The organism is Noviherbaspirillum soli (assembly GCF_015352955.1).
In the GTDB taxonomy this organism is placed as follows: Bacteria; Pseudomonadota; Gammaproteobacteria; order Burkholderiales; family Burkholderiaceae_D; genus Noviherbaspirillum_A; species Noviherbaspirillum_A soli.
In genome coordinates this window covers 181,009-198,969 of record NZ_JACYOX010000004.1, presented here as the reverse complement: position 1 = coordinate 198,969, position 17,961 = coordinate 181,009, and the positions used below count along the sequence as shown (strand labels likewise).

General features: G+C 60.9%; 14 protein-coding genes. All 14 read right to left on the bottom strand.

The window, feature by feature from the left end:
* Positions 1-4: 4 nt before the first annotated feature.
* Positions 5-1,546 carry an amidohydrolase family protein gene (locus IGW04_RS06355; protein ID WP_194712205.1) on the bottom strand — a complete coding sequence of 514 codons (1,542 nt, stop codon included), beginning with the start codon at positions 1,544-1,546 and terminating at the stop codon, positions 5-7.
* A gap of 91 nt (positions 1,547-1,637) precedes the next feature.
* On the bottom strand, positions 1,638-2,078 hold the full coding sequence (locus tag IGW04_RS06350; protein ID WP_194712204.1) for a CesT family type III secretion system chaperone: 441 nt from the start codon (positions 2,076-2,078) through the stop codon (positions 1,638-1,640).
* A 269-nt stretch (positions 2,079-2,347) separates the two neighbouring features.
* Positions 2,348-2,707, bottom strand: a complete 360-nt coding sequence (locus IGW04_RS06345; protein WP_194712203.1) for an Hpt domain-containing protein — start codon at positions 2,705-2,707, stop codon at positions 2,348-2,350.
* Positions 2,708-2,718: 11 nt separating this feature from the next.
* Positions 2,719-4,542 carry a chemotaxis protein CheA gene (locus IGW04_RS06340; RefSeq protein WP_194712202.1) on the bottom strand — a complete coding sequence of 608 codons (1,824 nt, stop codon included), beginning with the start codon at positions 4,540-4,542 and terminating at the stop codon, positions 2,719-2,721.
* Positions 4,542-5,294 carry a protein phosphatase CheZ gene (locus tag IGW04_RS06335; protein WP_194712201.1) on the bottom strand — a complete coding sequence of 251 codons (753 nt, stop codon included), beginning with the start codon at positions 5,292-5,294 and terminating at the stop codon, positions 4,542-4,544. Before IGW04_RS06335 ends, IGW04_RS06340 begins: the two co-directional genes overlap by 1 nt.
* Positions 5,291-5,431, bottom strand: coding sequence for a hypothetical protein (locus IGW04_RS06330; RefSeq protein ID WP_194712200.1), 141 nt, complete (start codon positions 5,429-5,431; stop codon positions 5,291-5,293). The genes IGW04_RS06335 and IGW04_RS06330 overlap by 4 nt, the downstream gene beginning before the upstream one ends.
* A 436-nt stretch (positions 5,432-5,867) precedes the next feature.
* Positions 5,868-8,981, bottom strand: coding sequence for an error-prone DNA polymerase (locus IGW04_RS06325; protein WP_194712199.1), 3,114 nt, complete (start codon positions 8,979-8,981; stop codon positions 5,868-5,870).
* Positions 8,982-9,019: 38 nt separating this feature from the next.
* Positions 9,020-10,468, bottom strand: coding sequence for a Y-family DNA polymerase (locus IGW04_RS06320; RefSeq protein WP_323744821.1), 1,449 nt, complete (start codon positions 10,466-10,468; stop codon positions 9,020-9,022).
* Positions 10,419-11,150, bottom strand: coding sequence for a translesion DNA synthesis-associated protein ImuA (gene imuA / locus IGW04_RS06315; protein WP_194712231.1), 732 nt, complete (start codon positions 11,148-11,150; stop codon positions 10,419-10,421). The genes IGW04_RS06320 and imuA overlap by 50 nt, the downstream gene beginning before the upstream one ends.
* Positions 11,151-11,348: 198 nt before the next feature.
* Positions 11,349-12,695 (bottom strand): hypothetical protein, encoded by a 1,347-nt coding sequence (locus tag IGW04_RS06310; RefSeq protein WP_194712197.1) that lies wholly within the window; start codon positions 12,693-12,695, stop codon positions 11,349-11,351.
* A gap of 115 nt (positions 12,696-12,810) precedes the next feature.
* Positions 12,811-13,263, bottom strand: a complete 453-nt coding sequence (locus IGW04_RS06305; protein WP_194712196.1) for a hypothetical protein — start codon at positions 13,261-13,263, stop codon at positions 12,811-12,813.
* Between the two features lie 99 nt (positions 13,264-13,362).
* Positions 13,363-13,827: a type III secretion system chaperone gene (locus IGW04_RS06300; RefSeq protein WP_194712195.1), complete on the bottom strand. Its 465-nt coding sequence runs from the start codon at positions 13,825-13,827 to the stop codon at positions 13,363-13,365.
* 67 nt (positions 13,828-13,894) lie between these two features.
* On the bottom strand, positions 13,895-14,437 hold the full coding sequence (locus IGW04_RS06295) for a hypothetical protein (RefSeq protein ID WP_194712194.1): 543 nt from the start codon (positions 14,435-14,437) through the stop codon (positions 13,895-13,897).
* 153 nt (positions 14,438-14,590) lie between these two features.
* Positions 14,591-17,926 (bottom strand): response regulator, encoded by a 3,336-nt coding sequence (locus IGW04_RS06290; protein ID WP_228526894.1) that lies wholly within the window; start codon positions 17,924-17,926, stop codon positions 14,591-14,593.
* Positions 17,927-17,961: the final 35 nt, after the last annotated feature.

Genomic DNA, 17,961 nt, shown 5'->3' with positions numbered 1-17,961 from the left:
TAGTTCAATGACGCAGCGCGCCCGGGGAGCCATGCGGCTGCAGTTGCGCATTCATTGAAAACTGCGCTTCCATGGACGTGGACTGCGCTTCTTCGGCATCATGATCGCGCCTGGTGCCTGCGCTTGTGTCTGCACTTGCGCTTGTGGTTGTGGCTGTGGTGCTGGTTGTTGTTGTAGTGGTTGTGGTGGTTGTGGTGGTGCTTGTGGTCGGCACCCCTGCAGACAAGGAAGATGGCGGTGCGACATGGCGAAACTGGCTGGCCTCGCGCAAAGCGGAAGCCAGGAAAAACTTTTCGTACGAGCGCACCCGCTTGCGCGCATCGACAAACAGGCGCTGATAATTGCCGTGCAATAGCTTCCAACGTACCGCATCCGTCAGGCTCATCAGCAAGCCGTTATAGCTGGCATAGGTCTTGTTCCATCCGTCCCGGTCCTTCGGCGCCAGCGCATCGGAGCCAAACAGGAAGCGTTCTGAATGATCCGTGATGAGCGACACCCATTCGGCCTGCATCTCTGGTGACTTCGTCAGCCGCTCGGCGACCACGCTCCATGAGAGATCGATATGAACATGCCTCATCCTGCTGTCCTCGAGCAGTTGACGCAGCGTTGCCGCATGTCCGGCAGGCGCATTCACAAAGCGGCCGAGCCCGCCGCCATGCGCCCAGATGATATTGGTTTGCAACACGGATGGATTGCAGAACAAGCGCTTGATGCCTTCCAGATAGGCTGGCGCCGGATTATTTGCCTGCCCCGGCAGGTCGACGTCACAATGCAGCACGACTGGCATGCCGATGGTTCCGCAGGTTTGCAATAGCTTGATCAGGGCGCCTGCATTGCTGTCCAGATTGGCCTGGCGCTTGCCTGCGAACAGATCCTGCACCACTTCCTTGTGCACCGTGATTTCGCCAACCCCGGTAAACACGCCAGGATGCTGGGTTAGCTTCTGCAATAGATAGGTGCTGCTGTGCATGTCGCCGAGATGCAGTCCGGTAATCATGGGATCGAAGCGTTGCCGATCGGCCGCAGTCAATTTCGAGTAAGAGATTGCGGTGGTCGCATCCACTCCGGTATTCATATAGAGTTCGGTGGCGGCGCACGCCTTGGCCATATCACTCTCGGTAAGGCTGCGCTTGTCCATCATCTCGCTGGGCAAATAGTAATGCGGACCGCAGTGCTGCTGCCCTTTGCAGGGATCCCACGCCGGATCGGGCTGGCTGGAAAGCACGTTCGTGGGAATTGGCATGAGGGTGGCGTACTTGATGCCCAGCGCATCCATTTCAGCGATCAGGCTTTCCGGCGTGCAGCCTTGCTGGATGTAATCGGTCGGATGAAAATGGCAGTCGCTGTAGTTCCATTGTTCCCTTTCTCTCTTGGCCGGCAGGTCAGACTGCATCGTCATGGCCAGTGACTGGCCCGCACTGCTTGAATGAAAGCGATTGGCAAGGCTGGGCCACGATGCGGACAGACTGCGTGCCGGCACAGTTGGTGGCATCGGATTCGACGGCTCGCGTTTCGTGTTGAGAGCGGGATTGAATGAAGGAATCATTGTTGTTCCGTTTTTAAAATAAGAAAGTCGATGGACCATGGAGCCATGGAGCCATGGAGCCACGGAGCCATGGAGCTATCGAGCTGTGGGCTTATGCAATCTGCAGACAGCACATCTCCATGCGCGGCAATGGCCGGGGTGGCATCGGCAGGGCACAGCGCCAGTGGCGAGCATGCTCGGCCACAAATGCCAGCGTGCCGGCCAGCGACGCTGCGCTTGCGCCAGCGACTTTCATGCGCTCCATGTAGACGATGCCGCCGGTTGCAGGCGATACCCCGAACTGCGGCCCATCATGCTGGAAGCCGGTGTAATTGCGCTGCAGAAGCGCGGCATAGACCGCGGCAGGGTCCTGCTGCGGCAGGCCGCAATCGCCTTGCAGCAGCAGGGTTTCGGGACTGGCCAGCCAGTCCCGTGTAATGGTGAACACCACGCCATCGACGGCAAACGGGCCACTGTGAATCAGATGCTGCGCGTCGTGCATGTTGACCAGTCTGCAAAAGTCTTCGATCAGTTGCTTGAATTGCCTGCTCATAGTGCCGTTGCTCCTTGGCTGTTGTGGGGGACATCGGGAACGGGACATTCCAGCGATGTGATCTGGCGCGGTGAGTGCCGCAGCATTCGCACCGGTGGCAGCGCCTTGACATGGATACAATTGCGCCCGATCAAACAGCCGGCGGATTGGAGTGATGGAAGTCGGAAAAGGAAAAGACAACGCAAAAAGCAGCGGGACCATGCTGATGGTCCCGCTGCCTTTGGATCAATCGTGTTTTGATGATAGCCAGCATGCAACTGGCGCGCCGGTCAGAGCGTGCGCAGGAAATCGTCCATGTCGTCGCGAACCTGCGCCAGCAGGTCGGCCAGGCGCGCCAGCTGTTCAGGACTGCACGGAGTGGCACGCTTGATGCCGGCCTGCTCGATTTCCACCAGCAAGGCCATCAGCCCGGCTGCGCCCACGGTGCCGATCGTGCCCTTGAGGGAATGGGCTTCCATGGCCATGTCGCGGCAGGCGCCGGCTGCCGCATGGCGGGCAATATCGTCATACCGGGCCAGGGTTTCATTACGGAACACCTGCGCCAGGTCGATGAAGATGTCGCGTTCATTATCGACCGACTGCAGCAGCAGCCAAGGCTGGGAACAACGATAGGAATTGGACGGGGTCATCGTCTCGTCCCTCAGGCTTCCTGGGTGGCGCCAGCCAGCAGGAAGGCCAGGCCAACCACCAGCACCAGTTCGCCCTCGGCGGAGCGGGCGGTGCCAGTGATGCCCGGCACCGACAAGGCCGTCAGCGGCTTGATCACCAGGTCGGCGGTGCCATCAACAGCGCCTACCGACAGCACATACGGGCTGGGCGCGGCGACCACGATGCCGACCCGTTCCTCGGCCGGCTCGTAGCCCAGCGATGCGGCCAGCGAACGCACCGGCAAGGTCTGGCCCTGGTCGCGCAGCACCGGCGCGCCGCCCACATGCATGAATTGCTCCGGCAGTTCCACGACCCGCTCGACCAGTGCCAGCGGCATGCCCAGCGCAGCGCCAGCCGCTGTCACCAGCATGGTGGGGACGATAGACAGCTCGATCGGCAGGCGGATCGAGAAACGGGTGCCGCTGCCCAGTTCCGAGTCGATGCTGATGGCGCCGCGATGCTTTTCCACCGCCGTCTTGACGACGTCCATGCCCACGCCGCGCCCGGAAACGCTGGAGGCGACTTCCTTGGTCGAGAAGCCCGGCAGAAAGACCAGCTGATAGGCTTCGCTGGCGGACAGGTTGGCCGATTCGGCGATCAGGCCGTTGGCGATCGCCTTGGCGCGCAGGCGCTGCGGATCCATGCCGCGGCCATCGTCGGAAATGACGATCATCACGCTGTTGGCTTCCTGCCAGGCCTTGAGCAGGATGCGGGCGCGCGGCGGCTTGCCGGCGGCGATGCGGTCGTCATGGCTTTCGATGCCATGGTCCAGCGAATTGCGCAGCATGTGGACCAGCGGGTCGTACAGGCTGTCAACCACCACGCGATCGACCTCGGTATCGGCGCCTTCGATCACCAGTTCGACTTCCTTGCCCAGATCGCGTGCCAGCTCGCGCACCAGGCGCGGGAATTTCTGGAACAAGCGGCCTACCGGCTGCATCCGCGTCGCCAGGGTCGCGCGCTGCAGTTCGGTCGCATAACGCGATGCCCGGCCCAGGGTTTCCGCCAGGGTCGACATCAGGGTGGCGGCCTGGCCGTCGAACTTGAACTGCTGCAGCTTTTCCAGCAATACGCTGGCCTGGTTGGCAGCCTGCACCGATTCGCCCGCCACTTCCAGCAGCGCATCGAGCTTGACCGCATCGACCCGGATGCTGTCCTCCGGCGCGCGGGCTTCGGAAGTGGTATTGCGCCGGTCGACGCCATCCCAGCCGCCGGTTTGGCCATGCGCAGATGCTGTTGCAGCAGCCGCATTGACTTCGCCCGTACTTGCCGGCGCCGTGGACGCGGACGAGGTGGCGATGCGCATGTGCTCGGGCACCACGGCGTTGTACATCCCGACCCAGTCGACTCGCCCGGCCTCACCGGCCTGATCGATGCCATCGGCAAGCTTGTCGGCCGCCGGCGCGGATGAAGCTGCGGCGGCGACCGGCTGGCGGCCTTCGATGGCGTCGTTCAGGATGCGGTTCAATGCCTCCGGCATGGGCGCCAGGCTTTCAGGCGCGGCGCCGTGGTGCAGTTGATTGAGCAGGTCGGCAACGAAGCCGCTGGCCTGCAGCGCCGCCTCGATCGCCAGCGGCGTCACCGCGGTCTTGCCGGTGCGCAGCGCGTCGAACAGGTTTTCCGTCAGGTGGCAGGCCGACACCATGCCGGTCAGGTTCATGAACCCGGCGCCGCCCTTGATCGTATGGAACGAGCGGAACACGGCATTCAGGGTGTCCGGGTCGTTCGGCCGACGCTCCAGCTGCAGCAGTCTTTCTTCGACGTCGACGGCCAGTTCCAGCGCCTCGACCACGAAGTCCTTGAGCATGTCGTCCATCAGAATCCCAGATCGGCGAGTAAGTCATCCACATCGGTTTGCGCCAGCGCCGAGGTGGGCACGTCCGGCCCTGCCAGCAAGTCCACCACCTTTTCCTTTTCGCGGGTGGCCTGCGGCGCATTATCGATCAGAAGCTGGGCCAGTTCCCGTTCCAGCTTCTGGGTGATGGTCACCACTTTCTTGATGATCTGCCCGGTGATGTCCTGGAAGTCCTGGGCCATCATGATTTCCATCAGCCGCGCCTTTTCCGCTTCGCCATTGTTGGCCACGATGCCGGCAAAGCGGCGCGAGTCCTGCGCCAGCAGCTTGAACTCATCCAGGCCCAGCCTGCCTTCAAACAGCTGGTCCCAGCGGCCTTCGACATCCTTTGCGGTCTGGATCAGCGCATCCTGCACCGGCATGGCTTCATCGATGGAATTGAGCACCTTGTTGGCGGCCTGCTCGGTCAGCGTCGCGATATATTCCAGGCGGCCGGCGGCATCGGTGACTTCGGTGGCGATGTCGGAAAGGCTGCGATCGTAGCCAAGCTCGCGCAGCGAGTCATGCAACTGGCGCACGATATGGCCCAGGCGATCGAACATCGGCGAGTTGCCGGAAGTATGCTCCTGGGCTGATTCGGCCTCGATTGCAGGCACGTCCGCCGTCGCCGCAGACACGGACTCGGTCGCCACAGCTTTCGGTTCGGCGGCTACCGCATGCTGCGCCGCTATTTCTTCGAACAGCGCGTCCAGGTCTTCAGTCAGGTCATTCATGTATGGCTTTCCTTGTCGATTCTTTCGTGCGTGCCGCCGCTGCGGCCGTTGTGCTCTTGTTTGCTCTTGTCTGCGCTTGTTACCGGTCGTCCTGGGCCATGCTGAAGCGGCGCTTTGCTGGCCAGCCAGATGTCCATTTCCTTTGGTTTACGGCGCGGATCAGAAAAGATTTAGACGCCAGCCATGAAACTTAATTGCGTATAGGAAATTTATTTGGATTATACAGAATAGTTCTGCAGGGAAAATTATAAGAAAGAGATTTATCTGTGCCAGCGCACTTTTCGGCAATGACTGATACCAATCCCAATTCATAACGTCCCAGATGAAACCGATGGATTTTTTCGTCTGGCAAGGCGGGTGAGGAGTCAATAGCCCAGCTATTGACGACGATCCCAACGCAGCCAGGCGGAAAAAGACCCGGTTTCATGGGACGTTATGGGTTGGGTTTGGTATGAGATAGCCGGAAGGCAAGGACCGGGCGTTCTGCAACCAAGGCCGGCAAGCAAACTTCAGGTGGCCCGGACATGTGTCCAGTGCGGGCGCGGTGCCTGGATCAGCGCACGGGTTAACTGCTCAGGCGAAATCCCTGCTATGCGTACTGAGCTTCCCCAGCCATGCCGACAGGTCCACCAGCCGCTTGGCCACCAGGTGCTGCACACCCTGCTCGCTCTGCCAGATGCCATAGACGCCCAACAGCGAGGCGCCCAGCAGTTCACGCCGCTGCTGCTCCACCAGCGTGGGCCAGACAATCACATTGACCAGGCCGGTTTCATCCTCCAGCGTGACGAACATGGTGCCGTGGGCGGTTTCCGGCCGCTGGCGCACGGTGACGATGCCGCAGCCGCGGGCAAACTGGCCGTTCGCATAGGTATGCAGCACATCGGCCGGCATGAAACGCTTCTCCAGCAGCCTGGCGCGCAGCAAGGCCACCGGATGCCGGCCCAGCGTCAGGCCCAGGCTGCGATAGTCGCCCAGGATATCCTGCCCCTCCGACGGCGGCGCCAGCGCAGGCGCCGGTTCGGCTACCGCCGCATGGCGCAACAGGCCCTTGTCCGGCGCACCGGCAACGGCTTGCCACAGCGCCTGGCGCCGGTGGCCGGACAGGGCCGACAGCGCATTGGCCGCTGCCAGCGCCTGCAATTCCATGCGTTCCAGCCGCGCCCGCAGCGCCAGGTCATGCAAGTCGGCAAAAGGACGAATCGCGCGCGCCTCCTCGATACGCCAGCCCGCCTCGCGGCTCAGTCCGCGCACCAGGTTCAGGCCCAGGCGCACTGCCGGCCGCGTCCGCCCGTTATGGTCGAGGCTGGCATCCCAGCCGCTTTCCATCACATCGACCGGATGCACCTTCACGCCATGCCGGCGCGCATCCTGCACCAGTTGCGACGGCGAATAGAAACCCATGGGCTGGCTGTTGAGCAGCGCCGCCAGAAAGGCTTCCGGCTCGTGGCACTTGAGCCAGGAACTGACATAGGCCAGCAGCGCGAAGCTGGCGGCATGGCTTTCCGGGAAGCCGTACTCGGCGAATCCCTGTATCTGGCGGAAGATCGCATCGGCAAATTCCTGGGTGTAGCCGCGTTCGAGCATGCCGGCAATCAGCTTGCCCTCGAATTTTTCCAGCCCGCCCTTGCGCTTCCAGGCCGCCATCGCCCGCCGCAGCTGGTCGGCCTCGCCAGCCGAAAAGCCGCCGGCCAGCATGGCAATCTGCATCACCTGCTCCTGGAAAATCGGCACGCCGAGAGTGCGCGACAGCGCCTGCTCCATGGCCGGACTCGGATACCCGACCGGCTCCAGGCCCTGCCGGCGGCGCAGATAGGGATGGATCATGCCGCCCTGTATCGGTCCCGGCCGGATAATGGCCACTTCGATCACCAGGTCGTAGAAGGTGCGTGGCTTCATGCGGGGCAGCATCGTCATCTGCGCCCGGCTTTCGATCTGGAACACGCCGACGGTGTCGGCCCGGCTGATCATGCGGTAGGTGTCCGGGTCTTCGGACGGAATGTCCTGCAGCTCGAAGGGTTCGCCGCGGCGCTCGGCCGCCAGGTCGAGCGCGCGCCGGATCACCGACAGCATGCCCAGCGCCAGGATGTCGACCTTCAGCAGGCCCAGCGCATCCAGGTCATCCTTGTCCCATTGCACCACGCTGCGCCTGGCCATGGCGGCATTCTCGATCGGCACCAGTCGCGACAAGCGGCCACGCGAAATCACGAAGCCGCCCGGATGCTGCGACAAGTGGCGCGGGAAACCCATCAGTTGCTCGGCCATGGTCCACCACTGCTGCGCCAGCGTGGCTTCCGGGTCCAGGCCGCATTCGGTAAAGCGCGCCGCCAGCCCGGTCTTGCCGTCCCACCAGCGGTGCGACTTGGCGATCTGGTCCACCACGCCGGCATCCACGCCGAGCGCCTTGCCGACATCCCGCAGCACGCTGCGCGGCCGGTAGCTGATCACCACACCGGTCAGCGCCGCCCGCAGACGGCCATACTTGTTATAGATGTACTGGATGACTTGCTCGCGCTCCTGATGTTCGAAATCGACATCGATGTCGGGCGGCTCATTGCGTTCCTTCGAAATGAAACGTTCGAACAGCAGGTTGCCGCGGGCCGGATCGACTTCGGTGATGCCCAGGCAGTAGCAGACCGCGGAATTGGCCGCCGAACCGCGTCCCTGGCACAGGATGCGACGGCTGCGCGCAAACCGCACGATGTCATAGACCGTCAGGAAATACGGTTCATAGGACATATAGGCGATCAACGCCAGTTCATGCTCGATCTGGCTTTGCACTTCCGCCGGCACGCCGGCCGGAAAGCGGGCATGGGCGCCGATCCAGGTTTCCTGGCGCAGGTAGGTGGCCGCGGTATGGCCGGGCGGCACCAGCTCATCCGGATATTCATACCGCAGTTCATCCAGCGAAAAGGTACAGCGCCGCGCCAGCCGCACGGTTTCGGCCAGCGCTTCCTCGGGATACAGATTGGCCAGCCGCAGCCGTGCGCGCAAATGCTGTTCGGCATTCTGTGCCAGCGCATAACCGCATTCGGCCACCGGCTTTCCCAGGCGAATAGCGGTCAGCACATCCTGCAAGGGTTTTCTTGAACGCACATGCATGCAGACATCGCCGGTTGCCGCCAGCGCCATGCCGTATTCGGCCGCCACGGCCTGAAGCTGGGCCCGATGCCTTTCATCCCGGCCCTGGTGCAGCAGCGTCAGCGCCAGCGTGGCCCGCGCGCCGAAGGTCTCGCGCATCCACTGCACCTGCCGCGCCAATGTGGCGGCCTCCACGCCATAGGCTGGCGCCAGCAGCAGCTCGCAATCCGGCAGGCCACGCAAATGGACCAGCTTCTCCTGTGGCGCGGCCAGGTCGTCCGGGTGCAGCAGATAACTACCCTTTTCCACCCGCGTACGGGCCAGCGTAATCAGTTCGCACAGATTGCCGTAGCCCTCCCGGTTTTTCGCCAGTGCGATCAGCCGCATGTCGCCCACTTGCAGCTGGCTGCCGATCAGCAAATGGAAATCATGCTTCTTCGCCTCCACATGGGCACGCACCACACCGGAGAGCGAACATTCATCCGTTATCGCCAGGGCGCGGTAGCCCAGCTGCACTGCCCGCGCCACCATCTCCTCCGGATGGGAGGCACCGCGCAGAAAGCTGAAGTTGGACGCGCACTGTAATTCGGCATAATCCGGCAAAGGCATGCTGCCAGCCTGTAGCGGCAATTCAGCCTGCGCCCTGCTCATGCAAACAAGCCATGCAGAAACCAGCGCCACTCTTCCCCCAGCCGCTCCCGGTAAATCCAGTAGCAGGCCTGGTCTTCACCCTGCGCCATGAAATAGTCACGGACCGCACAGTTGGCATCCCACCAACCGCTTTCTATGCGTTCCGGCGCGGTCAGCAATTTCAGTGGGGAGCCATAAAATGGTCGGTGATCGCGCACCAGCAAGGGCAAGGGCTTTTCCAGCAGCCAGAACGGACGCTCCACATCGGGTGGCGCGAGCGACTTGGATGCTGATGGGCCTGCAGGCAGCCAATGATTCCTGATCTCCGGGCGGTAGTCAGCGACCGGCGCTGGCATCAACACATTTTCCTTGCCAAGCCGAGCGGTCAGCAGCTCAATCAGCCGATGATAATCCGCCACATTGCCACCCGGTTCGGGAAACAGCGACTCGGTCGGTGGCGCCATGGCTTGCAAACGGCTTGCCACCAGCCGAAGTGCAATCACAGGCCCGGTCAGTTCCAGGCGTCCCAGCCGTTCCTTGAGCAGACGCACCAGGTGATCCTCACGCCATGCGGCTTCAGCCAGCGTGATTTCAAGGGCGCTTGGCGTCACCGCCTGCCGGCCGCGCTCATGTTCCAGCAAAAGGACAAAGCACGACACGGCCAGTTGCCGGGCGTTCAGCCATCCCACCATCTGCAATACCAGCCGGCGGGCGGCAAACAATACCGCCTCCGCCTGCTCCACCCGCTCCGGTAATTCAAGCCGGGTATCGAACTGCTGCGGCGCCTCCACCCAGTCATAGAGTTCGGGCGCTTCGCCGTATGCCTTATCCAATTGTTCGATCAACGCCGCCCCACAGCGGCGCTGCAAGCCAGCGCGCGGCAAACCGCGCAACTGGCCCAGGGTCGTGCAGCCGATGCCATCCAGCCAGTCGGCATGCGGCCTGGTGGCCGGCAGCAGCAAGGTCGGCAAGCCGTTCAGCCGGCGCACCATGCCAGGCTGGCGAATGCTGCGGCGCAGCCTGATCTGTGCGGCATGGGCAAACAGCAGGGCTGCCTGTGCGGTGGGCGCCATGCCGAGCCTGGCCGAATAACCCATCTGCAGCACACTGCCCCGCACCCGGCGGCACAATGCGAGACGGCCTCCGAAGGCAGCCAGGCTGGCGCTGACATCCAGCACCAGGCTGGACGTATCCACCAGGGCCACTTCGGGCGTGTATTGCAACAGGCTCAGCGCCACACCGTCCAGCGCACTGCGTTCGCGCTCGCTGTCACGCTGATGCAGCCTGGCGTCCGGGGCCAGGGCAGTCACACCGCCGCTGCGCATGCCGGGACGAATGCCTGCCTGGCGGGCACATTCGCATAAGGCAATCACCTGGCCATGTTCGACCACCACGTTCGGCGTCAGATCCAATGCTTCAGACCAGCGCAGGCGAAATACTTCGAGCGGCAACAACGGCAAGTGCATGCCTATCCATAGACGCATGATGGGAACGGGTCGATGTGAAGGAAAGCGCGGCCTCTGGCCTGAGCGCCAGGTAAACAGGCCGGTCGACTACCGGGCCGCGTCGCTTGATGATGTCGATGGCGATGCCGGCCGGTGCCGGCCGCAATCCAAGTCGCAAGGGCGCCGGCGACGCATGTTCGGCTGCAGACAGCGGACGCAGCACCCAGAACATGGTAGTCGACCCCTGCGCCGCCAGATGCAGGCGGCGCAGCGCTTCGGTACGGATCTGTGGCTGCCAGAACAGCAAGGCACCGCAACTGCCATTGCGTAATATCTGCTCCGCGCTCCAGAGCGCATCCGCGGTACTGGCCGTTTTGAGCCATAGAAAGCGGTCAGCGGGTAGTCCCCAATGTGACCAGGCCGCTGCCTGCGGCAAATGCGGTGGCTGCACCATGACAATACGACGCTGCTTGCCTATCGCACATAAGGCCGGCTTCAGCAGCCGCATCTCACCAATGCCTGCCTGCTGCAACAATAGTTCGATCAGCGTAGAGGAAGGCCAGCCGCCGTTAGGCAATTCCCGGTCCAGGCCTGCATAGCCGGTAGGGGTGACAGCGGCCTGGCATGAGCCCATCTGGTTGGCCCGCCAGACGGAATGGGCAATATTCCTGTCGAGCGCAGCGGTGACCGCTGCAGCCGACATGGTGCGTAAGGTTGACCCGGACATGAGCGACTCCTGGTGATGTCATGATGCACGTACGCACAGGCGTGCTTTTACTGTACAAATATACAGTATAACTCATGTCGGTTCAGCAGCATTCACCCAGGAAACATTAATAATTTTTGTACGAAATCAAACACTCGTGCGAGTAAAAGTCTTTTGGGCAGCGATATGCCAGCGTCATGCGTCGGCATCTTCTTCGTTTATTGCGATCGGCATCACATCGACGGTGATGATGGTCTGCGATACGAACTTGCCTATGCTGGCCAGATAGAGCATGTCCTGTAGCGTCTGCTGGCGCCCGGCAGTGGCTGGCGTGTCCTGCTTGCTGACTAACCTCGTCATTTTTTTCGTCTTTCGCACTACAGGCGACATATCGTCATTGTGCCTGGCTGCCGTGGAATGCATTTTATGCGTTTGCGTTGCACGGCTTTTCGCGGGCGCATGCACAGAACGGCGATCACTGGCATTACGTGTCAAGAGGACAAGCCGGCTGGGGCTGTCGGACGGTCGCGCAATAGGCATGGTTGCTGCCTGACGTCCTGGCTGCAATGAAGGCACATGACTGGCATGCCGGAGCGGCAACGGAGAAAACTCGGGCTGCAAACTGGCCAGAGAAGGACTGACAGGCGACCGCGGACTTTTTGGCTTGCGCGCACGCCTGGCTTGCGCCTGTTTTTCCGGCTGCAAGCCATTGACCAACCAGTCAACCGCGGCGACCCATTCAAAACTGTGCTCATTGATCAGGCCATTTTTTCTCGCCATTCGCCAGCGGTCGATGAAGAGATACGGCAAATCGCCTTTCATCGAAGCGCGCAGATCGTCGAAAAGCGTATTCCTATCCCTGCATTGACGGGTTTTATCTTCAGCAATAAAACTGGACGCGACCGCCCTGAACAGGGCAATGCAGCACAAAACTTTCTCACTGTCCTGATTCTGTCCCTGCTGCTGCAACAGCAGGGACAGGCTTTCCACCGTTCCGGCAAGCATGCAGAAATCATGCAGCCGGATACGATATTCATCATGGTTAGCGACCAAACCGGCGGCGCCGGTCTTGAGCAGACCGGAAGATTTGACGGGCTTGGCTGGAGAATGCAAGAAGGAACGTTTCCTGCCGCCGCTGGCGAGAAGCCTGATATCGCCGAAGACGTGGGACACCTTGATGTCGTGCCGGCCCGGACGGGCAGCTCTCTGCTGCAGTCTCCGCACTGCCAAACGGCCTGGAGATCCCATCCGTTTCAGCCGTTCAGGAGTGAGATTATCCGCTGCATGAAGCAGCGCCCTTTTCACGACCGCGCGTTCGCTGTCAATTTCACCACGAGAAAAAATCCGCCTGACGATGGCATCCGACCGGGGCTGTATATACAGGCTGATATCGGCGACCTGACGAACGCCGCGCAGCCTGTCGCCATCCGCGGCGCCGGTTACCAGGTCTTCAAGATGACGGCACGTTATCTCGTCATCATGAATGCGAAGAGTGACTTTTTTTTCGGTGGCAGTGAGGCTAGGAGTGGCATGGCTGATCATCGGAGGCTCCGGCAGGCAGTGAGCGACTGGCAGACGCCGTTAGCCTACCTTCAGTGCCGCTGGCCAGCCGCATGGAGCGGCTGTGTAACCCGAACGGGAAGCTGGTTCAGCTAACTCATATCATCGAGAGACGATTACGCAAACTGTTTTGCTCAAGCAGCGAGCGCATTTCGTCCGATCGGTCAGACAAGGATTCCGGTGCGCCATTTGAGGCGAACAACACGCCTGCTCCGTTAACGTCATTGAATTGCAAAGCCGTACTTTGCACGACATTCGCTGCGCCATCTTTTGCCTGAGCCTGCTGGAACGGGTTTGGATTTTCCAGGTCGGCAAGCTTGCCAGAAACGTTAATCTTAAAGAAGAATGACTCTATATTCGCAAGTGAAAGACTGTCCGGCCGCGTAATGACCAAATTTGCAGTTGGTGCCGCCGGTACTATTTTCCCGGCCGGATCGTCCGGTTTGCCATCCTGCTTCCTTTCCGAATCAACATCGTATTCCCGCAACTTCATCTCACGCCAAGGCATTGCCTCGTCAGCATTCCTGATCAAATAATTAAAACTGGACATGATGTGCTTCCTTAATTGAAGAAATCGAAAAGAAAGTGATTGCAGAGAAACTGGTCAGCGATCTTGAGACGAGCGCGCAGCCACTCTTTCAGTAACGCTTCAAACAAAGCTGCTCAATCCTGGCAGCGCTCGCAAGGCATTTGCATCGGCGACATCTGTTTGTGCGATGTAACTGCGCCAGGCCTGGGCGATCTGGGAACACTTGCGTAGTTCTTCCTGAAATTTCTGCAGTTCAGGCTCCGTACTGCGCCACTCGTACAAAAGCGTAGCGCCGCCTTCAGGGCCACCCAATGCCATTGTCATACCGGCATTTTCCTGCCACAGCAGGTTGTATGAAAGCATTAACTGGCAAACCTCAAGGCGTCGTTCCGGCACAGGCATGCCCAGTTCCGTTGAAAGGACCAGTCGATCGGGGTCAGCCGCATATTCGATGAACAGGATGGACGTGTCATCCAGCTGCAGTGCCCAGCTATCTTCCCCATGCTGTACCACGGCATCGATATCAGGCGTTTGCGGGCCAATCTCCTGCATGATCAACTGGACTGTGTCACGGTATGCTGGCATGGCGCTCCTGGCTTGTCGAAAAATTCCGGCCGGCGGCCGCGAATTAGCCATGGGTGCAAATCAGGAACTAATCGGTTCCAGCGTCTTCAAGCCTGCCGTGCACTCTTCCTGGTTTTGAAAACAGGAATAATTTATCAATCAGATGTTCAATCGCTCGTATCTGGTCCGGCTTCAACCCTGACGGAGAAGGATCGTCGCGCTCACCGTCATATCGTGAAAAATAGTGCTTCTGGTGCCCTGGCAAGGCAGGATCAGGCAGGGCATTCATGGTTTTTCTGTAAATCCTGGACAGGATTGTCAGTGGCGGCAATAGCCATCCAACGCGTGCGCCGTGATCGCCCTCAAATTGCTCTTCCACATTGCGCAGCAATTCAACAGCGCCCGGCATGCCGGCTACCTGCTGAAGGACGACGTCGACAGCGACCCTCGCTGCCAAGCGGTCGCGCAGCGGGACATCGGCGGCACTGGAAGCGGTCGCGTTGGCTGCATACAGCATCACCGTGCCGTCTTCCCCAGGCACACCACCAAGCATGCTGTTGGGCGGCAAGGAGTGAATAAAAAGCGCCAGCTCCTCTACTGTCGTACAGGTATTTACAGCCAGTTGCCTCATTCGCTCCCCTGACTTTTATTTATTGCACGCGGTTTACTACATTGTTTTCCAAGCACAGCTGGCATAGAAAAGCTGAAGGTGCTTGTAAAAACCATTACTTTGGTGCGATCTATAAAATATCGTTCACCTATCGAGCATTTACTGAACGCAATCTTATACGCTTAACCACTTTTTCATCATTGAAATTAATTGATTTACATCAACGGGTTTGGTGATGTAGTCGGAAGCCCCGGCAGCAAGACATTTCTCCCGGTCGCCTTTCATCGCCTTGGCAGTCAGAGTAATAATGGGAAGGTTTCCAAAGCGCTCCACGCGACGGATCGCGCGCGTGGTGTCATACCCGTCCATTTCCGGCATCATCACGTCCATCAGCACGATGTCCACCGTTGCGTCACTCTCCAGCAATTCAATGCCTTCCCTGCCATTTTCGGCAAACAGCACGCTCATCTGATGACGCTCCAGCACGGAACTGAGCGCAAAGATATTCCGCAAATCATCATCGATAATCAGCACCTGCCGACCGGCCAGACCATGTGTCTCTTCAATCTGGTCGATGCCCGCCCCAACCGGCTGGTCCGGCGTAGCATCGCTGTCCTGGCTTAAGCCCAACACACGGTAGGTAGCTTCCAGCAGGCGTGCCGGCGAGCGCGCATCCTTGATGACGACTGCCTTCACCAAAGGCTGCAATCGCGCCGCCTGTTCTTCACCGACTTCAGTTGCGGTATGGATGACGACCGGCAAGCCACGCAGGCGCTCTTCCCTGGCGATCATGTCCAGCAAGTCATAGCCATCGATATCGGGAAGATTGAGATCGAACACCATGCAGTCGAATGGCGCCGCCTGAAGCGCCTGCAAGGCCTGGCTGCCGCTTTCCACCGCAACTACCCGAACGCCTGGCTGGCTCATCAGCGCGCAAATAGCATCACGCTGCGTTGCGTCATCCTCAACGATCAGTACGCTGGGCCTGGCATCCATCAGAATGGCTTGCGCCGGCGGGGTGTCCGGCATGGCGACCGCCGTGGAAACTTCATCGGTTTGGATAGCCAGTGCGGGTCCCTGCACCAGTCTTTGCGGCAGATAAAGGGTGAAGGTGCTGCCAGCGCCCACTTCGCTGCGGACCTGGATTTCGCCGTCAAGCAGCCGGGCCAGTTCGCGGCTGATCGACAGTCCCAGGCCGGTGCCGCCATACTTGCGCGCCGTGCTGCCGTCAGCCTGCTGGAATGCCTCGAAGATCAGTTGCAGCTTGTCGGCGGCAATGCCGACCCCCGTATCGCTCACCGAGAACGCCAGTACCGCGTCCGCCCGCGACAAGCCCGCATGGCCTGGCGTCCAGCCCGACCGTGCGTAATTGACCGACAGCGTGACCTTGCCCCTGCTGGTGAACTTGAAGGCGTTGGCCAGCAGGTTTTTCAGTATCTGCTGCAGCCGGACGATATCGGTGGCGATGGCTGGCTGCAGGCCGGCAGCCAGGTCGACCGAAAAGGCCAGATGCTTCATGTCGGCGATATGGCCGAAGGTGCGCTCGACATAGGTGCGCAGGTCCGCCACCGGATACTGCGCCATTTCCAGGGTTACTGTTCCGGACTCGATCTTGGACAGGTCGAGGATGTCGTTGATCAGGGTCAGCAGATCGCTGCCTGATGCGTGGATGGTCCGGGCAAATTCGACCTGGCGCGGCATCAGGTTGCCCTCCGGGTTCTCGGCCAGCTGCTGCGCCAGGATCAGGAGGCTGTTCAGGGGCGTGCGCAACTCATGCGACATGTTGGCCAGGAACTCGGACTTGTACTTGGATGACAGCGCCAGTTGCGTAGCCTTGTCTTCCAGCGCCAGCTTGGCCTGCTCCACCTCGCGGTTCTTGCGCTCGACCTCGATGTTCTGCTCCGACAGCAGCCGCGCCTTTTCCGCCAGCTCCATATTGGTCTGCTGCAGTTCCTGCGCCAGCGACTGCGACTGGCTCAACAGGCTTTCGGTGCGGCTGTTGGCCTCGATGGTGTGCAGCACCACGCCAATCGACTCCATCAACTGGTCAAGGAAGGAAAGATGGGTGTCGGTAAAGCGTTCCAGCGACCCGATCTCGATGACCGCCTTCACCTGCTGCTCGAACAGAATGGGCAGCACGACGATGCTGGCTGGCGGCGCCGCCCCCAGCCCCGAGGAGACCTGCACATAGTCCCGCGGCACCTGCTTGAGCCAGATGCGGTTCTTCTCCAGCGCGCATTGCCCCACCAGTCCCTCACCCAGCGCCAGCGTAGCCGCCATGCCATCTGCAGCGCGGCAGCCATAGCCGGCGATCAGGTGCAGCCGCGCGTCGCGGCCCTGGTCGTCGAGCAGATAGAACACGCCGTGATGGGATGACACCAGCGGCGCCAGTTCGGACAGGATCAACGCGCTCATCGTGCCCAGGTCGCGCTGGCCCTGCAGCAGGCGGGTGAAGCGGGTCAGGTTGGTCTTGAGCCAGTCCTGGCGGGCATTTTTCTGCGTGGTCTCCTTCAGGTTGCGGATCATCTCGTTGATGTTGTCCTTCAGGTGCGAGACCTCGCCGCGTGCCCGCACCTGGATCGAGCGCGACAGGTCGCCGCGGGTGACCGCGGTGGCGACATCCGTGATCGCGCGCACCTGCGTGGTCAGGTTGGCCGCCAGCTGGTTGACGTTCTCGGTCAGGTCCTTCCAGGTGCCTGACGCGCCCGGCACGCTGGCCTGGCCGCCGAGCCTGCCGTCGGTGCCGACCTCGCGCGCCACCCGGGTAACCTCGGCGGCAAAGGCGCTCAGCTGGTCCACCATCACATTGATGGTGTCCTTCAGTTCCAGGATCTCGCCCTTCACATCCACGGTGATTTTCTTGGACAGATCGCCGCGCGCCACCGCTGTGGTGACCGCGGCGATGTTGCGAACCTGCCCGGTCAGATTGGATGCCATCGAATTGACATTGTCCGTTACATCCTTCCAGATGCCGCTCATGCCGCGCACCTGCGCCTGGCCGCCGAGCCTGCCTTCGGTGCCGACCTCGCGTGCCACCCGGCTGACCTCGGAGGCAAAGGCATCGAGCTGGTCCACCATCACATTGATGATGTTCTTCAGCTGAAGCATGTCGCCGCGAACGTCAGCCTTGATTTTCTTTGACAGGTCGCCGTTGGCCACCGCGCCGACGACGACCGCCATTTCCGTGGTGGGACGCGCGAGGTCGTCAATCAGGTCATTGACTGCCTGCACCGTGTCGGCCCAGCCGCCCATCGCGGGCGGCATTGGGGACCGCTGGGTCAGCCGGCCTTCCTGGCCTACCGCCTTGCTCACCCGGCCTATGCTCTCGGCCATCCACTGGTTCATCGCAATGATGTCGTTGAACGCATCCGCGATCTTGCCATGCATCCCGGTGCCATCAACCGGAAGACGCACCGTGAAATCCCCGCGCCGGAAGGCCATCAGCGCCTGCAGCAACTGTGCCTGATCGGTTTCGGGCGAGGTGATTGGCGGATTCGGTTCGGCGCTCATGTCATTCATCATTTCTCGTCAAGCGCAGCACCGTG

Bases quoted from the DNA above. Each gene is read 5' to 3' on its own strand.
- IGW04_RS06355 (WP_194712205.1), bottom strand. From the start codon at position 1,546: ATGATTCCTTCATTCAATCCCGCTCTCAACACGAAACGCGAGCCGTCG.
- IGW04_RS06350 (WP_194712204.1), bottom strand. From the start codon at position 2,078: ATGAGCAGGCAATTCAAGCAACTGATCGAAGACTTTTGCAGACTGGTC.
- IGW04_RS06345 (WP_194712203.1), bottom strand. From the start codon at position 2,707: ATGACCCCGTCCAATTCCTATCGTTGTTCCCAGCCTTGGCTGCTGCTG.
- IGW04_RS06340 (WP_194712202.1), bottom strand. From the start codon at position 4,542: ATGGACGACATGCTCAAGGACTTCGTGGTCGAGGCGCTGGAACTGGCC.
- IGW04_RS06335 (WP_194712201.1), bottom strand. From the start codon at position 5,294: ATGAATGACCTGACTGAAGACCTGGACGCGCTGTTCGAAGAAATAGCG.
- IGW04_RS06330 (WP_194712200.1), bottom strand. From the start codon at position 5,431: ATGGACATCTGGCTGGCCAGCAAAGCGCCGCTTCAGCATGGCCCAGGA.
- IGW04_RS06325 (WP_194712199.1), bottom strand. From the start codon at position 8,981: ATGCCTTTGCCGGATTATGCCGAATTACAGTGCGCGTCCAACTTCAGC.
- IGW04_RS06320 (WP_323744821.1), bottom strand. From the start codon at position 10,468: ATGCACTTGCCGTTGTTGCCGCTCGAAGTATTTCGCCTGCGCTGGTCT.
- imuA (WP_194712231.1), bottom strand. From the start codon at position 11,150: ATGTCGGCTGCAGCGGTCACCGCTGCGCTCGACAGGAATATTGCCCAT.
- IGW04_RS06310 (WP_194712197.1), bottom strand. From the start codon at position 12,695: ATGATCAGCCATGCCACTCCTAGCCTCACTGCCACCGAAAAAAAAGTC.
- IGW04_RS06305 (WP_194712196.1), bottom strand. From the start codon at position 13,263: ATGTCCAGTTTTAATTATTTGATCAGGAATGCTGACGAGGCAATGCCT.
- IGW04_RS06300 (WP_194712195.1), bottom strand. From the start codon at position 13,827: ATGCCAGCATACCGTGACACAGTCCAGTTGATCATGCAGGAGATTGGC.
- IGW04_RS06295 (WP_194712194.1), bottom strand. From the start codon at position 14,437: ATGAGGCAACTGGCTGTAAATACCTGTACGACAGTAGAGGAGCTGGCG.
- IGW04_RS06290 (WP_228526894.1), bottom strand. From the start codon at position 17,926: ATGAGCGCCGAACCGAATCCGCCAATCACCTCGCCCGAAACCGATCAG.